The sequence below is a fragment of the Raoultibacter timonensis genome (genome assembly GCF_900240215.1).
Classification (GTDB): domain Bacteria; phylum Actinomycetota; class Coriobacteriia; order Coriobacteriales; family Eggerthellaceae; genus Raoultibacter; species Raoultibacter timonensis.
The window spans coordinates 526,405-542,257 of sequence record NZ_LT964681.1 but is presented as its reverse complement, the minus strand read 5'-3'; the positions used below and the strand labels follow the sequence as shown (position 1 = coordinate 542,257).

The 15,853-nt window shown below is 59.7% G+C and carries 14 protein-coding genes; 9 read left to right on the top strand and 5 right to left on the bottom strand.

Annotated features, from left to right (window positions below; translation table 11 throughout):
* Positions 1 to 138 precede the first annotated feature (138 nt).
* A complete protein-coding gene (locus tag C1722_RS14440) occupies positions 139 to 849 on the top strand; it encodes a hypothetical protein (RefSeq protein ID WP_102380051.1) in 711 nt (236 codons plus the stop codon).
* Positions 850 to 1,491: 642 nt separating this feature from the next.
* On the opposite strand, the gene C1722_RS14435 is transcribed toward C1722_RS14440, so the two are convergent.
* Positions 1,492 to 2,928 (bottom strand): SLC13 family permease, encoded by a 1,437-nt coding sequence (locus tag C1722_RS14435; RefSeq protein WP_102380050.1) that lies wholly within the window; start codon positions 2,926 to 2,928, stop codon positions 1,492 to 1,494.
* Between the two features lie 700 nt (positions 2,929 to 3,628).
* Between C1722_RS14435 and C1722_RS14430 the strand changes: the two genes are divergently transcribed.
* Entirely contained in the window at positions 3,629 to 5,053 is a 1,425-nt protein-coding gene (locus C1722_RS14430; RefSeq protein ID WP_102380049.1) for an SLC13 family permease, read from the top strand.
* A gap of 104 nt (positions 5,054 to 5,157) precedes the next feature.
* On the opposite strand, the gene C1722_RS14425 is transcribed toward C1722_RS14430, so the two are convergent.
* The 3 genes from C1722_RS14425 to C1722_RS14410 all read right to left on the bottom strand — a co-directional run bounded on the left by C1722_RS14425 (position 5,158) and on the right by C1722_RS14410 (position 8,766).
* Positions 5,158 to 6,426 (bottom strand): helix-turn-helix transcriptional regulator, encoded by a 1,269-nt coding sequence (locus C1722_RS14425; RefSeq protein ID WP_180995282.1) that lies wholly within the window; start codon positions 6,424 to 6,426, stop codon positions 5,158 to 5,160.
* A gap of 688 nt (positions 6,427 to 7,114) precedes the next feature.
* Positions 7,115 to 7,837 (bottom strand): gamma-glutamyl-gamma-aminobutyrate hydrolase family protein, encoded by a 723-nt coding sequence (locus tag C1722_RS14415; RefSeq protein ID WP_102380046.1) that lies wholly within the window; start codon positions 7,835 to 7,837, stop codon positions 7,115 to 7,117.
* A 5-nt stretch (positions 7,838 to 7,842) separates the two neighbouring features.
* Positions 7,843 to 8,766, bottom strand: coding sequence for a sensor histidine kinase (locus tag C1722_RS14410; RefSeq protein WP_102380419.1), 924 nt, complete (start codon positions 8,764 to 8,766; stop codon positions 7,843 to 7,845).
* Between C1722_RS14410 and C1722_RS17635 the strand changes: the two genes are divergently transcribed.
* Positions 8,765 to 8,899, top strand: coding sequence for a hypothetical protein (locus C1722_RS17635; protein WP_279611933.1), 135 nt, complete (start codon positions 8,765 to 8,767; stop codon positions 8,897 to 8,899). The two genes, C1722_RS14410 and C1722_RS17635, sit on opposite strands and share 2 nt — an antisense overlap.
* Positions 8,900 to 8,902: 3 nt before the next feature.
* On the opposite strand, the gene C1722_RS14405 is transcribed toward C1722_RS17635, so the two are convergent.
* On the bottom strand, positions 8,903 to 9,598 hold the full coding sequence (locus C1722_RS14405) for a response regulator transcription factor (protein WP_102380045.1): 696 nt from the start codon (positions 9,596 to 9,598) through the stop codon (positions 8,903 to 8,905).
* Between the two features lie 102 nt (positions 9,599 to 9,700).
* Here C1722_RS14405 and C1722_RS14400 point away from each other — a divergent pair, with 102 nt between their 5' ends.
* The 6 genes from C1722_RS14400 to C1722_RS14375 form a co-directional block, all read left to right on the top strand.
* A complete protein-coding gene (locus C1722_RS14400; RefSeq protein ID WP_102380044.1) occupies positions 9,701 to 10,468 on the top strand; it encodes a type III pantothenate kinase in 768 nt (255 codons plus the stop codon).
* A gap of 638 nt (positions 10,469 to 11,106) precedes the next feature.
* A complete protein-coding gene (locus tag C1722_RS14395; protein WP_102380418.1) occupies positions 11,107 to 12,774 on the top strand; it encodes a formate--tetrahydrofolate ligase in 1,668 nt (555 codons plus the stop codon).
* Between the two features lie 94 nt (positions 12,775 to 12,868).
* The gene (locus tag C1722_RS14390) at positions 12,869 to 13,483 is read left to right on the top strand and encodes a cyclodeaminase/cyclohydrolase family protein (protein ID WP_102380043.1); all 615 of its coding nucleotides are present in this window, start codon (positions 12,869 to 12,871) and stop codon (positions 13,481 to 13,483) included.
* Positions 13,484 to 13,491: 8 nt separating this feature from the next.
* Positions 13,492 to 14,346, top strand: a complete 855-nt coding sequence (locus C1722_RS14385; RefSeq protein WP_102380042.1) for a bifunctional 5,10-methylenetetrahydrofolate dehydrogenase/5,10-methenyltetrahydrofolate cyclohydrolase — start codon at positions 13,492 to 13,494, stop codon at positions 14,344 to 14,346.
* Position 14,347: 1 nt separating this feature from the next.
* On the top strand, positions 14,348 to 14,929 hold the full coding sequence (locus C1722_RS14380; protein WP_102380041.1) for a 4Fe-4S dicluster domain-containing protein: 582 nt from the start codon (positions 14,348 to 14,350) through the stop codon (positions 14,927 to 14,929).
* Positions 14,930 to 14,933: 4 nt separating this feature from the next.
* Positions 14,934 to 15,853 (top strand): molybdopterin oxidoreductase family protein (locus tag C1722_RS14375; RefSeq protein ID WP_180995281.1); only part of this gene is annotated, 920 nt, incomplete at its 3' end.

The following is a 15,853-nucleotide window of genomic DNA, read 5'->3' as shown; positions in this document are numbered from 1 at the left end:
CGGGGTTCGCCGACGATGCCGGCGAACCCCGGTTTGCACGAGCTTGCCCCGATCGATGCCCGAAGCGCGCGTCGGCCGGTGGGCTTTGCCGTTCAGCGCATGTGACCGATGGCATGCGCCGCTTCGAAAGGAAAGACAATGGACACCATGGTTTTGGTGGTAGCGGCGATAGCGGTTTGCGTCGTGATCGAGATGGTCGGGTTCAGAGCCTACAAGCGCCACAAGGCGAAAAAGGAATCCCGGTTCACCAAGGAGCATCTTGCGGAAGTCTACGACGATCTGCAGGATGCGCGTGCGTTCTGCTTGGCGGCAAGGCGCCGGTACAAGGACTTTGCGACGAGCGCTGTCGACGGGCATCGCCTGCGCGACGCGGCTATCCTCGAAGCCATGGCCGATGGCGAGAAATCCCATCTGACGGAGCTCGAGGAGTTCCGAGAGCGGTTGCACGCAGAGGCGGTGAGCCCGGCGAACCTGCAGGCAGCCGGAGCATCGCTCGACGATTCCCTGCGCGCTTTCGCGAAAACGGTCGACGGATGGGCCTCTGAGTCGTGTACGGATTTTGCCGCTCGTGCGCGCTTGCGTGGATACGGCGACATCGCACGCATGTACAAGCGCATGCAGGAAGTGGAAAACCTGTATGCAGGCATCTGCCTCGATATAGCGGAGGGCGTCGAGGACGGCCTCGACGATCTGTCGCGCTGCCCTACGTGCGGGACGATCGTAACGGGTCGAAGGCCGGCGTTCTGCACCGTGTGCACGCAGCCAGGATTCGAATTTGTCGGCGTGCCGGCGGCAGATGAGCGGCAAAAGGTCGATTCGGGTTTGAAGGAGCAGCAAGGTTGCCTGTGAAAAGCCGTGCATGCGTTGCCGATCGAATAGCGTTTTGATTTGAAGAAGAGGCGGATATCCGCCTCTTCTTGCGCTTCCGATCCGGATGCCCAATGCGTGATTGGAAGGCGTGCCCCGGCTTTCCGATGCGCGATCGCGACGAACTCGGGATTTCGCGCTGTCGCCGGGCTCTCCGCGGGATCGGCGTCGGCTTTGGTTCGATGCCGGCAGAGCGCTTCGCTGCTCGTGCCGGATCGCTGTCGGCAGGGGCTTTGTGTGATCTTGCTCGGAGGTAGCCGTCCATGGCTTCGAATGAGCGCGGGTCAGCCTCGGTTCGCGGACGGAGCATCTCGTCCGCCGGCAATCCAGCTTCGACGCCCTACTCGTAGATTCCGATGGCGATCTAAGGCTCTCAAGGTTTCGGACGTACGTGTGTCGATTCCGGTTTGCAGCAGAATCGCCCCTTTTGTTGCAACGATGCAACGCTGAAACGTAGCCGTGCTGCATCGTTAGGCGGGCTCTTGGGCGCTTGCCGACTGGCACAGCAACGCCTGCCTGCTGCGCCGTCGCAGGAGCAGAGCGCTTCCAGCCAGAAAGAAGCGGACCCGAACCTCGTGGGAGGTTCGGGTCCGCGGCTAACTCTTCGGGTTAGGCAGCTTGCGGTCAGTATCCCAGCATGCTGACGAGCGGAGCAAGGATGGTTGCGTGAAGAGCGACCATTGCGATAGTGGGGATGATTCCGGCTTTGAAGAAGTCGGCCATCTTCCATTGGTTGTACTTGAAGGTCATCATGTTGTTGCTGTCGACGCCGAGCAAGAACGTGCTGTTGGCGTTGAACGCGATGATGACGGCGAAAACCGCAGCAGAGACGCCCATGCTCGGGCCCATCGCCGCAAGGGGAATAAGGCTGATGGCGATCAGCGCCGGGCCTACGGGGATGATGAGGCGCATGAGCGGCAGGGCGACGGCGGTTGCCGCAACCACTGCGAAGGCGCTCACGGCGAGCTTGCCGACAGTTGCGCCGAACAGCCAACTTGCGGCACCCTGCTCTTTGATGCCGCCTGCGATCGATTGGACGCAGCCGATAAGCAGCACGATGCTCCACTGAACGCTGGCGATGTACTCTTTCCAGTTGAGCACGTCGATGCCCGGAAGGAAGAACACGGCGAGGCCGGCGACGGCGATGGCCGTGGCGTCCCAACCGGTCCAGTTGCTGGCAATCCAAGCTGCGATCATGGCGAGGAGGATGACGAGCACCTTCTTGTCGAATCCGTCGAGCTTGCCGATGGAAGCGCCGTTCTTCTCGATTGCCATCATCGTAGCTTCCGAGATACGGTCGGTTTTGAAGATGAGCGAGACCGAAAGCCAGCTGACGATGAGCACGATGATGGCAATCGGAGCGCAGATGATGATCCAGTCGAGGAACGAAATGGTGAACCCGGCGTTTGCCGCCAGCATGTTGAGCGTCATGATGTTGAGCGCGGAGCCGGCGGGCGTGATCATGCCGCCCATGATGGACGCGTACGCAATGCCGATCATGAGCGCTTTGCCGAGGTTCGCAGCGTGCTTGGCATCGCCGTTCTGCTTCTCGAGGTCGATGATGCTGCTCATGGCGATGCCTGCGAACAGCGCCGTGCAGGGCAGGTTGGAAACGAACGCAGAGACGACGGCCGTGGCGAGCATAAATGCGAGCACGGTTGTCTTTGCATTGCCCTTGGTGAGGTGCATGAGGGCAAACACGATTTTCGTCGGGATCTTCGTTTTCAGAAGTGCCGAAGTGATCCCGAACGAGGCGAGGATGAAGAAGATGACGTTGCTGATGAAGTTAGCCCAAACGCCCGGTGTGCCGTTGTAGGGAAATATTCCGAATCCTGGCATCAGGCACATCAAGGCGAGACCCGATATTGCCATCGGTACGGGTTCTGTGACCCACAAGACGATGCCGGCTACCATGATTGCGATGGCCATTTTCCCCTCGTAGGTCAATCCTTCCGGAACGGGAAGGAAGTGCGCGATGATAAGGATCACGATTGCAACGCCTATCAGGGCGAGGCGCTTGCCCAAAGGCTTCTCTTGCGTATCTTGTTTTGTTGCGGACATGTGATCAATCAACCCCCTTAGATATATGGTTCGTGGATACTGCTTGCACTGCGGCCACCCGTCCCCTTTCTCGCATGCCGCCGCAATGGCACAACTCTTGATGCCATTACTTTCCGCGTTTTCGCCTTCGAGGTAATCCGATTAATCTCACTAAAACGTGCTCCAATCATCAAAAAATGCGCCTGATGGCCCGCGAGTAGGCGAATCCTACTCTCAGTAGTACGGTTTTCGATGCTGCGGGGGAGAAGGCCGATTATTGTATATGAAGCGCATGCCGAACGAAAGACGGAAGACGCGCTCGATGCCGGGAGGCTTGCGCGATGCGCGAACAAAACGCAACGCTTTGTGAAGCGGATCGGATTCTCCGGTTGCTAGGTAATGTGGTATATTGTGCGACTTGGTAGGCGTGGGGCCTCCGAAGCGTTTTGCAGCAGGAAGAAAACAAGAGGGAATGCGTCGGGCAGGGCGTTGCCAACTTAATATTTTCGCAGCTCATCGACTTTACTACTATAGGTAGTATCGGTGCTCGTTCTCCCGATGGTACTCATTTTGCGATGAGCGAAGCGGGATTTTCCGTTTTCACGCCTGATTCGCAACCGATTGCCTGTCGGTATCGTTTCCCCTGGAAAGCCTCGGATAAGCATTCTTTGCCCGAAGCCGTTCACGTATTGCACGACGAGTAGAAGGGGATCGATCTGCAATGAAGGAAAAACGATTTACGGCAGACGGGGGGCCTTCGAGCATGAAGCGAGCGCTCTGCATCGGGATCGCGGCGGTTCTCATTGCGGCGGCGTGGCTGGGGCCGACCCCCGAAGGTTTAGGCGAGGCGGGAAAGATGTCGCTCGCCCTCATGGTGGCCGGCATTTTCCTCTGGGTGACCGAGCCGATACCCGTGGCCATCTCGGGTCTGATCATCATGGTACTCATGCCCGTCTTCGATATCATGGAGTACAACGCAGGGGTGTGGTCGGGGTTCGTAAGCAGCGTCATCTTTTTCATCATGGCTTCGTTCGGCATTACGGCCGCGCTTCTGAAAACGAAGATCCCGACGAAAATCGTGTTCACCCTCATGAGGCTCACCAAGGGAAACTCGCGGGCGACGGTGCTCGCATTCATGATCGCGGCGGCCATCCTCTCGTTCTTCATCTCGGACCTGCCGTGCACGGCGCTGTTTGCGGGTATAGCGGTGAGCAGCATTCTCGAAATCGAGGGGTGCGAAAAAGGGTCGTCGAAGCTCGGCAAGGCGCTCATGATCGGCATCACCTACGCGTCGGTGGTCGGCGGCCAGGCTATTCCGTCGGGCAGCGCCATGAACATCATGGCAATGAACGTGCTGGAGGCGAACACGGGCATTGCGATCTCGTTTCTCGATTGGACGCTCATCTGCATGCCCATAGCGATCATCCTGCTGTTCGTCTGCTGGTTCTCCATTACACTCGTGTTCAAGCCGGAGCCCATTTCCGAAAAGACGATCGCCTGCATAGACAAAAAGGGCATGGAAGTAGGCAGGTTCGAAGCAATCGACTGGAAGGTGCTCGGCATCATGACGATTGTCTTCACGTTGTGGATCGCGAGCAATTGGACGGGATGGGACGCCACCGCGATCGCCGTGCTCGCGCTCATCCTCTTCTTCGCACCCGGGATCGACGTGCTCGATTGGCGCGAGTACGTGGCCGCCGTTTCGTGGAACATCGTTCTGCTCATCGGGTGCGTGCAGTCGATTTCGGGCGGAGTCAAGGAACAGGGTGCTGCCAGTTGGCTCTTCGGCTCGACCGTCGGCAAGGTGGCGCTGAGCGGAACCGCGATCGTGGCCGCTTCCGCTGCGCTGCTGCCGCTTCTGCGCCTCGTCATCCCCGTGGGCCCGGCCTTCATCGCCATCAGCCTGATTCCCCTGTGCGCCATTGCCGGCGCCATCGGCGTGAGCCCCGTGGTGTTTACGGTCATCGTCGCGGTGAACGCGTCGACGACGTTTCTCATGGGCGTCGACGGGAACAACATGCTCTCGTATCGCTACGGGTACTGGAAGATGGTCGATTTCTTCAAGGCGGGCGTCATTCCCACCGTTGCCATGATCGCTCTCCATGCGACGATACTGATGCCGCTGGTTGCGCTGGCGGGGTACTAGGAAGCCGTCTTCTTATCCCGCTCGTTGATAAGGATGACAAGGAAAGACCCCGCCGAGATTGGATCGAGCGGGGTCTCGTGGCTTTCTGCGGCCGCTTTATCGGATCAGTGAAATACGACTTCGGTGGAATCGACGATCGTGATGAGCTCCTGCTGGGAGTTGACTCCCATTTTCTGGTAGATGTGGTACACATGGGTTTTGGCGGTATATGCCGAGATGTTAAGCTGCTCGCTGATGAATTGCGCATTGCGACCCTTAGCGAGGAACAGGAGTATTTCGGTTTCACGATTGGACAGTCCGTATTCCTCTGCGGCTTTCGTGCAGCGTTGCTTGAAATGCCCCCCTTCGGCGATTTCGTTATCGATGCTTTTGTCCGCAAAGGCGTTGTCCTTGAAGGGGACGAATGCGGCGAGCATGGCTAAAGCCAGTACAAGACCGAGGCCTATGAAGGGTACGAAATCGAAGAGTGCGGCGTTAGCCTTTTCGATCGCGAGGCACGCTGCCCAGCTGATGGCCATGCCGAGTGGGAGTACGAGCTGGCCTCGCGCGATGCGCCAGAACGGCGACGGCTGCCCGCTTGCAAACCCGACGAGCGCTGCGAGGTTGGCGAAATCGAAATAGATCAAAGCTCCTAGCAGGAAAAGGCAGCACGGCGTTCTGAACGACTCATCGAGGAAGGCGAGCCCGAGGAAGCCAACCGCCACGAGCAGCAGCGTAAGTTTTTCGGCGATTCCGAATGGAATATAGCGCTTGATGAGGGTCGTACAGCCCATTTGCACCAGTCCTCCGACGGCTATTGCCAAGGCGACCAAGGCAGGCTCGAGATTCTCGATGCTGTCGCAAAGATGATAGACCGCGAAGCCGAACAGCACGCCGAAAATTGCGACGGTGAAACCGGTAAGAGGGAAGAGCTTCGTCTGCTCGACGGGTTGGTCGGGCATTTTCCCGCTTCCTGCAACATGGGTGCGAAGATAAGCGAACGTTGCAAGCGAGCAGAGCGGGAAGAGCAGGAGGGCGATATCGCCGTAGGGAGCCGTGAGGTTGCAGGAGAACAGGTAGACGATCGCCCCTATGACGGCGCCTGAAGCAAGAAACGCCCCGACATCTTTTTGCCAGGCGATCATGAACACCTTGGGCCACTCGAGAAAGATCAGGGAAAAGCCGCCGCCCGCGAGCGCCCAGACGACTATGTCGAACCCTAAAGGAGCCGATCCCGGGCTGGCGATAAGATTGAGTACGCCGATTGGCAAGGTAAGCGCTAGTGCTACAAGCGGCATCGGATCGGGATTTGATCTGTCGAACAGATTGCGTTTGAGGTAAGCGAGCATCATGACGGCGAACATTCCGGTGAGGAAGGCAAGCTTCACAACCATTGAGGTTTCGTGGCCAAGATGCCGTGAAGCGCTGGGGCCGAACATGAGCAAATAGAACCACGCCCAGAAAAAAGCAAACCCGACTGATGCCATGGGAAGCATGGTTCTGACATGTGCCTTTTTGAGATTCAGGTCAATCAATGGCATAGGCTTCTCGCATATCGGATAGGGGATCGTCATGGAGCATTATAGCCGATTGTTCTCAGGCGACGATTGGCTGCCGGACCCGAGGAGCATCCGTGAACAGGGTGCTCCTCGGGTAGCGGCCGATTGGAGGTTTCAACTAGTGCTTCGGGGGCGCGGGAGGGGTTTTGGGTGCTCCGGGTGCGCCCGGGGCCGACGGTGCACCCGGAGCACTTGGGGCCGACGGTGCACCGGGCATGCCTGGCATGGCGGGACTCGAAGGAGCTTCGGCGCCGCATTCGGGACATACGGCGGTTCCCGCTGGACAAGTTGCTCCACATTGGGGACACGTTGCATCAAGCGATACTGCTGCTGGTCTGAAGCACATATTCTTCTCCTTGCATTCTCGGTTTGCAGATTACCTGAATGCTAGGCGATGGGCGACGCATCCGAAACACAAGGAAAGACGTATTCGTGCGAGAAGGGATACCAAGGTGGGTAGTAGGGATGGTAGTACGGTGGTTCATCCTTGGAATATGAAGCGGTGAAATGGGGAAACGTTATATTATTCCCGTGCGGGTTTCGAACTGCGTGCTTGTGCTTCTGCGCAGAACGCCTCGAACAGCACGTTGTTGTCGGCGAGGTATTCGGGGTGCCATTGTACGCCGATGCAGAATCGCTTCGACGGATCCTCTATGCCCTCGATCACGCCGTCGGCGCTTAGGGCGCTGGTGGAGAATCTCGGAGCAACGGTGCGGATGCTTTGATGGTGCATCGAGTTGGTTTCAATGCACGCCACATTGCCGAACAGCGCAGCGAGGCGCGTGCCGGGCTCGAGTAGCGTGACTTGGCCGGTGCGTTCGAATGGCCGCTCCTGCAGGTGGTTTTCGTCGGTAATGCCGCATGCGGCAAGGTCTTGATTGAGCGAGCCGCCGAATGCGACGTTCATGATCTGCATGCCTCGGCAGATGCCGAATGTGGGCATATCCTGCTCGAAGGCGGCACAGGCGAGGGCGATTTCGAATTCGTCGCGTTTGCGGGATACGTGGGAAACTTGTTCGAGCACTTTATCGTCGGTGTACAGGCGGGGATCGATATCGCCGCCCCCGGTGAGCATGAGGCCGTCGATGCGCACGAGAATCTCATCTATCGAAGAGCAATCTGGCTGGGGTGGCAGCAATATCGGCGTGCCCCCTGCTCGTTCGACGCTTTGCAGGTATTCGATCGTTACGCGTTCGATGTCGATGTCGTCGGTGGTCGTGCGGGTTGTCGTGATGCCGATGATCATAGCCGCTACGATACGGCGATCGAGGGGATTGCCACGATGAAGCAGGCGCCGCCGTCGGGCAGGTTGAGCGCCTCGACGGTGCCGTCGTGCGCTTCCACGACCGATTTGACGATGGCGAGTCCGAGCCCTGTGCCGCCCGTTCCGCGGCTGCGCGAGGTGTCGGCGCGGTAGAATCGATCGAATAACCGCTTCGGGTCGGTATCGCCGAAGCCTGCGCCGTCGTCCTTGACGGCTATCACGGAATTGCCGCGCAGGCCGAACAGCTCGATGGTGATGTGGCCGCCGGGTTCGATGAATCGGCTCGCGTTTTCCACCAGGTTGGAAAGCACTTGTTTCAAGCGGTCGGGGTTGCCGAGTACGTCGGGCGCTTCGCCGATGATTTCGGTGATTGCCCCGCGGTCGCGCAGGATAGGATCGAGTGCATCGAACACTTCGCGCGAGAGCGTCTTGAGATCGACGCGCTGCAGCTCGTAGCGGATGCTGTCGTCTTCGATGCGCTGCAGGGTCAAGAGATCGTTCGAGAGGCGGCCGAGCCGCTCGCTCTCGTCGATGATGATCTTGCAGAACTTCTCATGTAGCTCGGGGGGCAGATCGGGATCGAGCAGCATCTCAGCGTTGCCGTGGATGGCGGTGAGCGGCGTGCGCAGCTCGTGCGCCACATCGCTGATGAACTCGGCTTGCCTGCGTTCGCGAATGGCAAGGTCAGATTGCTGCACAAGGGCCTTTTCGGCGAGTTCCCCGAAGTTTTCAGCGAGACAGTCAGCTTCGTGAAGTCGTCCGTCGGGCGCTATGTGTACGCCGGCGTTGCCCGAGCAGAACGCTTTTACCTTCGCACAGAGGATGCGCAAAGGCTCGGAAAGAAAGTGTCCGATGAGCAGGCTGATTATGAAGGTGATGCATGCGGCGGGCAGAAGCAGGGCGAATGCCATGGCGGGCGCATCGAACGCCAGAACGCACACCAGCACGACGATCGTGCAGGCCAAAAGCGTCAACAACGTCGAAAGCAGCGAGAAATATGTCTGCAGCCGTTTGATGGCGAGCCTTGGCGTCGCGCCGGGCTAGGGGTTACTGCTTGAAACGGTACCCGTAACCACGCACCGTTTCAACGAGGCCGGGATCGTAGCCAGCAGCACCGATCTTGTCGCGTAGGCGCTTGATGTGGGTGTCGACCGTTTTCGTTTCGGTCAGGTACTCCCAGCCCCACGCATCGCGCAACAGGTCTTCGCGAGAAACGACCTTGCCGGCGCTCTTCATGAGGCTTGCAAGGAGTTCGAACTCGCGCGGAGTCAGATCGATTTCGCCGTTTTCTCCCGAAGCGGTATGGGCGTCTTCGTCGAGCGTGATGCCGCTTGCGGTGATGGCATGGTTCGCACCGGGAAAATCGCCGCCGTTGCCGCGACGCAGCAGCGCGCGAACGCGGGCGATGAGTTCGCGGACGCCGAACGGCTTGGCGAGGTAGTCGTCCCCGCCGATCTCCAGGCCGACAACCTTGTCGAGCTCGGTGTCGCGCGCCGAAAGGAACAGGACCGGTGCGGTCGTCTTCGCGCGCAGTCTGCGGCATAGCTCGTAGCCGTCCATGCCAGGGAGCATGATGTCGAGAACGAACAAGTCGTAGGCGTTCTGCATGGCGAGCGCAAGGGCGTCTTCGCCGTTGTCGACGACATCGGTGTAGAAGCCTTCCTTCTTCAGGGCGTAGCTTACGAACTCGGTGATGGACGGTTCGTCATCCACCACGAGGATGCGGCTGGGGGATTCGTTCATGTCCGACCTTTCTGAACAGGTATCAACGCCAGGGGGCGTCCCGTGATTGCTATAATAGCACTATAGACAGTATGGTTCTCGGTCAAAGGGATTGTCAAAAACATGTTACTTGCTATCGACGTCGGCAACACTCAAACGGTATTAGGCCTGTACGAAGCAGACAAATTGCTCCATATGTGGCGGGTTGCCACCAACAAGCTGCACACCTCCGACGAACTTCGCATCAAGGTTAAGCCGCTTTTCGAATCGGAAGGCATCGATGCTTCAGGGGTCGATGGTGCCGCGCTTGCGTCGGTGGTTCCCCGGCTGACGGAGTCGTGGCATGACGCCATGGTTACGATGCTCGGGAAAGAGCCGCTTGTGGTGGACGCCCGGGCTGCGGGCGACCTGTTCAAGTCGACGTATGCGCACCCGGCCGAAGTCGGTGCCGATCGCGTCGCCGATGCGGTTGCCGCCCGCATCCTTTTCGGGCCGCCCTGCGTCGTCGTCGATTTCGGTACGGCTACCAACATCGAAGTTATCGACGAGCAGGGGTACTTCATCGGGGGCGTCATCGCTCCCGGGGTCGAAACGTCGGCAAATGCGCTGTTCTCGCGCGCGACCAAGCTCGCCGCGATCGACCTTGTCGATCCGGGTACGGCTATCGGGGGCACGACCGAGCAGGCCATCCAAGCGGGCATCGTATACGGCGAAGCCGATCGGGTCGACGGGCTCATGCGCCGCATCTTCAAGCAGCTCGGTTACGAGACGCAGGTCATCGCGACGGGAGGCTTAGCGGAATCGGTGGCGCGCATCTCAGAAACCATTACCGTGGTTGTGCCCGAACTGACGCTTGACGGTTTGCGACTCATTTACGACGCTCAGAAGTAGCGGGCCCGTTCGCGCGCGGCTGCTCCATCGTGCGGCTGCTCCATTTCGAAGCTTTGGGCCGGCCCCCTTCCAGCTCGGCCGCGGGAGCGCCTCGTCGTTGCCCGTTCGCCGCCCGCCGTTGCGCAGCATCGGGCGTCGTCCGATGCTGTGAAATCCCGAGCCGCTGCGGGGCGTTTCTGGTTTCTCGCGGGATCGGCCTTCCGCTGCATGAGATTTACGATTGTGAACCCCATGGAGCCTGATTCCGGGCGATATCTTTAAGCATCTGCACTAGAACGCCTGATCAAAAAAGTAATATCTTATATCCTTGAGGTCACAATCGTAAATCTCATGCAGAATCGTTCCTTTCCGTCCCATGCAGAATCCCACCCGCCTTCCTGACGATTTGGGATCGGCAGGCTGTTCATACCGTTTTGGGCGATCGACGGAAGCCGGCTCCAAGCTCATCCATCCGCCCTCGCGCCCGCGTCCGGTCTGCCGCCCTCGGGTATCCCGCGTTTCCGTCCCCTCGGCTGGTCATCTTGTGCGCTTGGTGAAATACGGTATACGCTCGGTGCGCCGAACAAGTAGAATTGCCTGTATCCGGTGCGTGCGCCCGGGCGTTCAGACGAGTACGAAATGAGAAAGTGAGGGCCTTCGTGTTGAGCGACATTGAAATTGCCCAAGCAACAACCCCAAAGCACATCCGCGAGATAGCCGAGGCCGCCGGCGTACCCGAGCAGTACCTCGAGTTGTATGGGAACCACAAGGCGAAGGTCGATTACAACCTGCTCGCCGACGTCGACCATACGCCCGGAAAACTCGTGCTTGTGACGGCGATCAATCCGACGCCGGCTGGGGAGGGCAAAACGACCACGACCGTCGGTCTTTCCGACGCGCTTGCCCAGTTGGGCAAAAACGTTGTTGTCGCGCTGCGCGAACCGAGCCTCGGACCCGTGTTCGGCATCAAGGGCGGCGCTGCTGGCGGCGGGTATGCCCAGGTCATTCCCATGGAGGATATCAACCTCCACTTCACAGGCGATTTCCATGCGATCGGCGCGGCCAATAACCTGCTCGCTGCCATGATCGACAACCACATCCAGCAGGGCAACGCCCTCGGCTTCGACGTGCGCAAGATCACCTGGAAACGCTGCGTCGACATGAACGATCGTCAGCTTCGCAACATCGTCGACGGTTTGGGTGGAAAGCCCAACGGCATGCCGCGGGAAGACGGGTTCGACATCACGGTTGCAAGCGAGATCATGGCCATCTTCTGCCTTGCCACCTCGATTATCGATCTCAAAGAGCGCCTTGCGCGCATCGTGGTTGGCTACACGGCCGCCGACGAGCCGATCACGGCGGGCGATCTCAAGGCTCAGGGCGCCATGGCCGCACTTTTGAAGGATGCGCTCAAGCCCAACCTCGTTCAGACCCTCGAGGGAACTCCTGCCTTCGTGCACGGCGGGCCGTTCGCCAACATCGCGCACGGCTGCAACTCGATCATGGCGACGCGCATGGCCATGGCGCTCGGCGATTATTGTGTGACGGAAGCCGGGTTCGGCGCCGATCTGGGTGCCGAGAAGTTCCTTGACATCAAGTGCCGCCTCGCTGGGCTCAAGCCCGATGCGGTCGTAGTCGTCGCTACGGTGCGCGCGCTCAAAAACCATGGCGGCGTTTCCAAAGACGAGCTCGGCAACGAGAACCTCGAAGCCCTCGAGGCGGGCCTTCCGAACCTTCTCCAGCATGTTGAAAACATTACGGGAGTCTACAAGCTGCCCTGCGTGGTGGCCATCAACCGATTCCCCACCGATACCGAGGCCGAGTTGGCTCTCGTCGAAGAGAAATGCAAGGAGCTCGGCGTGAACGTTGCGCTTTCCGAGGTGTGGGCAAAGGGCGGAAAAGGCGGCATCGCGCTCGCCGAGGAGGTCGTGCGCCTGTGCGAGGAACCCAACGATTTTGCGTTCTGCTACGAGAGCGATCTTTCGCTTGTCGAGAAGATCGAGGCCATCGCCACGCGCATCTACCGCGCCGACGGCGTTGATTTCACACCCGCTGCGAAAAACGAGCTCGCTCAGCTCGAGTCTCTCGGGTTCGGGCATATGCCCGTCTGCATGGCGAAGACGCAGTACAGCTTTTCTGACGATGCGGCGCTGCTCGGCGCACCGCGCGGCTTCCGCATCACGGTTAAAAAGGCGAAGGTCTCGGCGGGTGCCGGATTCGTCGTGGCGCTTACGGGCGACATCATGACGATGCCGGGGCTTCCCAAAGAACCTGCGGCCTGCCGTATCGACGTCGATGAGACCGGCAAGATTTCAGGGCTGTTCTAAAACGAAGCACGGCAGCCCGAGATCCGGGCGTCGAGTGCAGGCAAGAGAGATGCCGCATGGGCGGCGAGGCGACCGAGCGCGACAGGAGAAGAGCATGCTCGATACGACGTTCATTATGGATTTGGCGAGCAAAGCCCCAACGCCGGGCGGGGGAGGAGCCAGTGCGTACATGGGCGCCCTTGCGACGGCGCTCGGATCGATGGTGGGAAACCTTACCGTGGGGAAGAAACGCTACGAATCGGTAGAGGCCGACACCTACATCGTTTTGGAGAAGCTCGCCGACCTGCGCACACGGTTGATCGAGCTCGTCGATGAGGACGCGCGCGCCTTCGCACCCTTGGCGAAGGCGTACGGTATGCCGAAGGCAACGCCTGACGAGCAAGCCGCGAAAGATGCCGCCATGCAGCACGCCCTTACGGGTGCTTGCGAAGTGCCGCTCGATATCATGCGCTCGTGCGCCCGGGTTATCGAACTGTGCGAATTCTTGGCGTACAACGGAAGCCGCATGGTGCTTTCCGATGTGGGCGTTGCGGTCGTGTGCGCGAAAGCCGCACTCAACGGCGCAAGTCTCAACGTGTTCATCAATGCGAAGGATATCGCCGATCGCGAACGCGCCGAGGGCTACGCCGGCGAGGCCGATCGGCTCATCGGGGATTCGGGCGCCCTGGCCGACAAACTGTATGCGTACGTGCTCGACGAGATCAGATAGGTTGATTCATGGCAAAGCGTTTAGCCGGCAAGCCGGTAGTCGAGAAGATTGCAGAAGAAATCGGGGGCCGCGTTGCATCTTTAGCGGATAAAGGCATCGTGTGCGGGCTCTCGCTTCTGCGCGTGGGCGAGCGTCCCGACGACCTGTCGTACGAACGTACGGCGGAGAAGCGGGCCGAATCGCTCGGCATCGAAGTGCGAAAAACCGTGCTTGACGAGGGGGTTTCCCAGGCTGGTATCGAAGCAGCCATCGACGAGGTGAACGGCGACGAGTCGATTCACGGATGCCTGATGTTCCGTCCGCTGCCGAGTGATATCAACGAGCAGGCCGTATGCGACGCGCTCGCAACCGAAAAGGATATCGACGGCATTTCGTCGGCAGCGCTTGCCGCCGTGTTCATGGACCGCGATTTCGGATTCGCCCCGTGTACGGCTGCTGCATGCATGAGGGTACTCGATTGCTACGACGTTCCCCTCGAGGGCGCCCATGTCGTCGTGGTGGGTCGCAGCCTCGTGATCGGCAAGCCGATCGCCATGATGCTTCTACGCCGTAACGCTACGGTGACACTCTGTCATTCGAGGACCAAAGACCTTGCTGCGGTGATGCGGGCTGCCGATATCGTGGTGTGCGCAACGGGCCGTGCTCGCATGTTCAAGGCAGAGTGCTTTTCGCCCGATCAGGTTGTGCTCGATGTCGGTATCAACTTCGACGAGGCGGGAAAGCTCTGCGGCGATGTCGATTTCGACGAAGTCGAGCCGATCGTAGGCGCCATTACACCGGTTCCCGGCGGCATTGGCTCGGTGACCACCTCGGTGCTTATGGCCCATGTGGTCGAAGCCGCCGAGCGGACGACCTCGGCCTAGCATGTTCAGCAGGAAGTTCGTCATAGCCGACCCCGGTAAGTGCATCGGCTGCAAAACGTGTATGGCGGCGTGCCTCCATCGACACGATATCGAAGGCGACGTTGCCCTGCCCCGGTTGCAGCTCGTTACAACGCACACCGTTTCGGCGCCTGTCGGCTGCCATCATTGCGTCGATGCCCCTTGCGTCGAGGCGTGCCCTACCGGGTGTCTCTACTCCGATGACGAGCGCGTGGGCGTGCGCAAGGAGAAGTGCATCGGATGCCGCAACTGTATTCTCGCCTGCCCGTACGGCGCGGTCGATATCGTAACCGAAGTGCTGGCAGCGCCCGAGCAGAGCGAAGAGGACGGCGACAAGAAGCCGAAGCGACGGCGCAGCCGCAGAAAATCGACGGTGATCAAGTGCGATCTGTGCGAGGGCCATGCGCAGGGATCGGCCTGCGTGAGGGCGTGCCCCACCCATGCGCTCAGGCTCATCGATCAGCGGTTTTTAGAAAAGGGAGCGCAGGGCAAACGCAGGGAGGCCGCGAAGGCTACGGCTGCGTACTCGACGCTGCATTTGAACCAGGACCTGGGCGGAAGGTAGGGCCATGGAGAAGCATATAACCGTATGTCCGTACTGCGGGGCGGGTTGCAAGATGAACCTGGTGGTAGAAAACGGCTATGTCGTCGAGGCAGAGCCTGCCGACGGCGTGACGAACCGAGGAGAGCTCTGCCTGAAGGGCCTGTACGGCCACGACTTCGTCAACGATACCAAGATTTTGACGCCGCGCCTTACCCATCCGATGATCCGTCGCGAAAAGGGTGCCGAGCTCGAACGCGTGAGCTGGGACGAGGCACTCGACTTCACCGCTGAGCGCCTCAAGCGCATCATTGACGAGCACGGTGCCGAAGCGATCATGCTCACCGGCTCGTCGCGTGGACCGGGCAACGAAGCGAACTTCGTCATGCAGAAATTCGTGCGGGCGTGCTTGGGCACGAACAACATCGACAACTGCGCCCGCACCTGCCACGCGGCTTCGGTCATCGGGCTCATGGAATCGGTTGGATCGGGTGCCATGAGCGTGAGCATCCCCTTGCTCGAGGAAACCGATTGTATCTTTCTTATCGGCTACAACCCCGCGGCCAGCCATCCGATCGTTGCGAGCCGCATCGTGAAGGCGAAGGAACGGGGGGCGACTCTCATCGTCGCCGACCCGCGCGTCATCGAAACGGCGCGCATCGCCGATATGTACCTTGCGCAGAAGAACGGCTCGAACATCGCGCTCCTGAACGCACTCGCCTATACGATCGTCGCCGAAGATCTGGCAGATTGGGATTTCATCGAAGGGCATACGGTCGGCTTCGACGAATGGTGGAAGACGGTCGAACGCTACGCTCCCGAGGCGGTTGCCGATGTAGTCGGCGTGGCGCCTGAGCAGATTCGGCAGGCGGCGCGCTTGTACGCGATGGCGGAAACCGCCGTTATCGGATGGGGCATGGGCATAAACCCCGTCTCTTTTACACATCT

What these genes read in the sequence shown, in the direction of transcription:
- C1722_RS14440 (WP_102380051.1), top strand. Translation starts at nt 139, where the DNA reads ATGGACACCATGGTTTTGGTGGTAGCGGCGATAGCGGTTTGCGTCGTG.
- C1722_RS14435 (WP_102380050.1), bottom strand. Translation starts at nt 2,928, where the DNA reads ATGTCCGCAACAAAACAAGATACGCAAGAGAAGCCTTTGGGCAAGCGC.
- C1722_RS14430 (WP_102380049.1), top strand. Translation starts at nt 3,629, where the DNA reads ATGAAGGAAAAACGATTTACGGCAGACGGGGGGCCTTCGAGCATGAAG.
- C1722_RS14425 (WP_180995282.1), bottom strand. Translation starts at nt 6,426, where the DNA reads ATGGTTGTGAAGCTTGCCTTCCTCACCGGAATGTTCGCCGTCATGATG.
- C1722_RS14415 (WP_102380046.1), bottom strand. Translation starts at nt 7,837, where the DNA reads ATGATCATCGGCATCACGACAACCCGCACGACCACCGACGACATCGAC.
- C1722_RS17635 (WP_279611933.1), top strand. Translation starts at nt 8,765, where the DNA reads ATGGCGGGCGCATCGAACGCCAGAACGCACACCAGCACGACGATCGTG.
- C1722_RS14410 (WP_102380419.1), bottom strand. Translation starts at nt 8,766, where the DNA reads ATGGCATTCGCCCTGCTTCTGCCCGCCGCATGCATCACCTTCATAATC.
- C1722_RS14405 (WP_102380045.1), bottom strand. Translation starts at nt 9,598, where the DNA reads ATGAACGAATCCCCCAGCCGCATCCTCGTGGTGGATGACGAACCGTCC.
- C1722_RS14400 (WP_102380044.1), top strand. Translation starts at nt 9,701, where the DNA reads ATGTTACTTGCTATCGACGTCGGCAACACTCAAACGGTATTAGGCCTG.
- C1722_RS14390 (WP_102380043.1), top strand. Translation starts at nt 12,869, where the DNA reads ATGCTCGATACGACGTTCATTATGGATTTGGCGAGCAAAGCCCCAACG.
- C1722_RS14385 (WP_102380042.1), top strand. Translation starts at nt 13,492, where the DNA reads ATGGCAAAGCGTTTAGCCGGCAAGCCGGTAGTCGAGAAGATTGCAGAA.
- C1722_RS14380 (WP_102380041.1), top strand. Translation starts at nt 14,348, where the DNA reads ATGTTCAGCAGGAAGTTCGTCATAGCCGACCCCGGTAAGTGCATCGGC.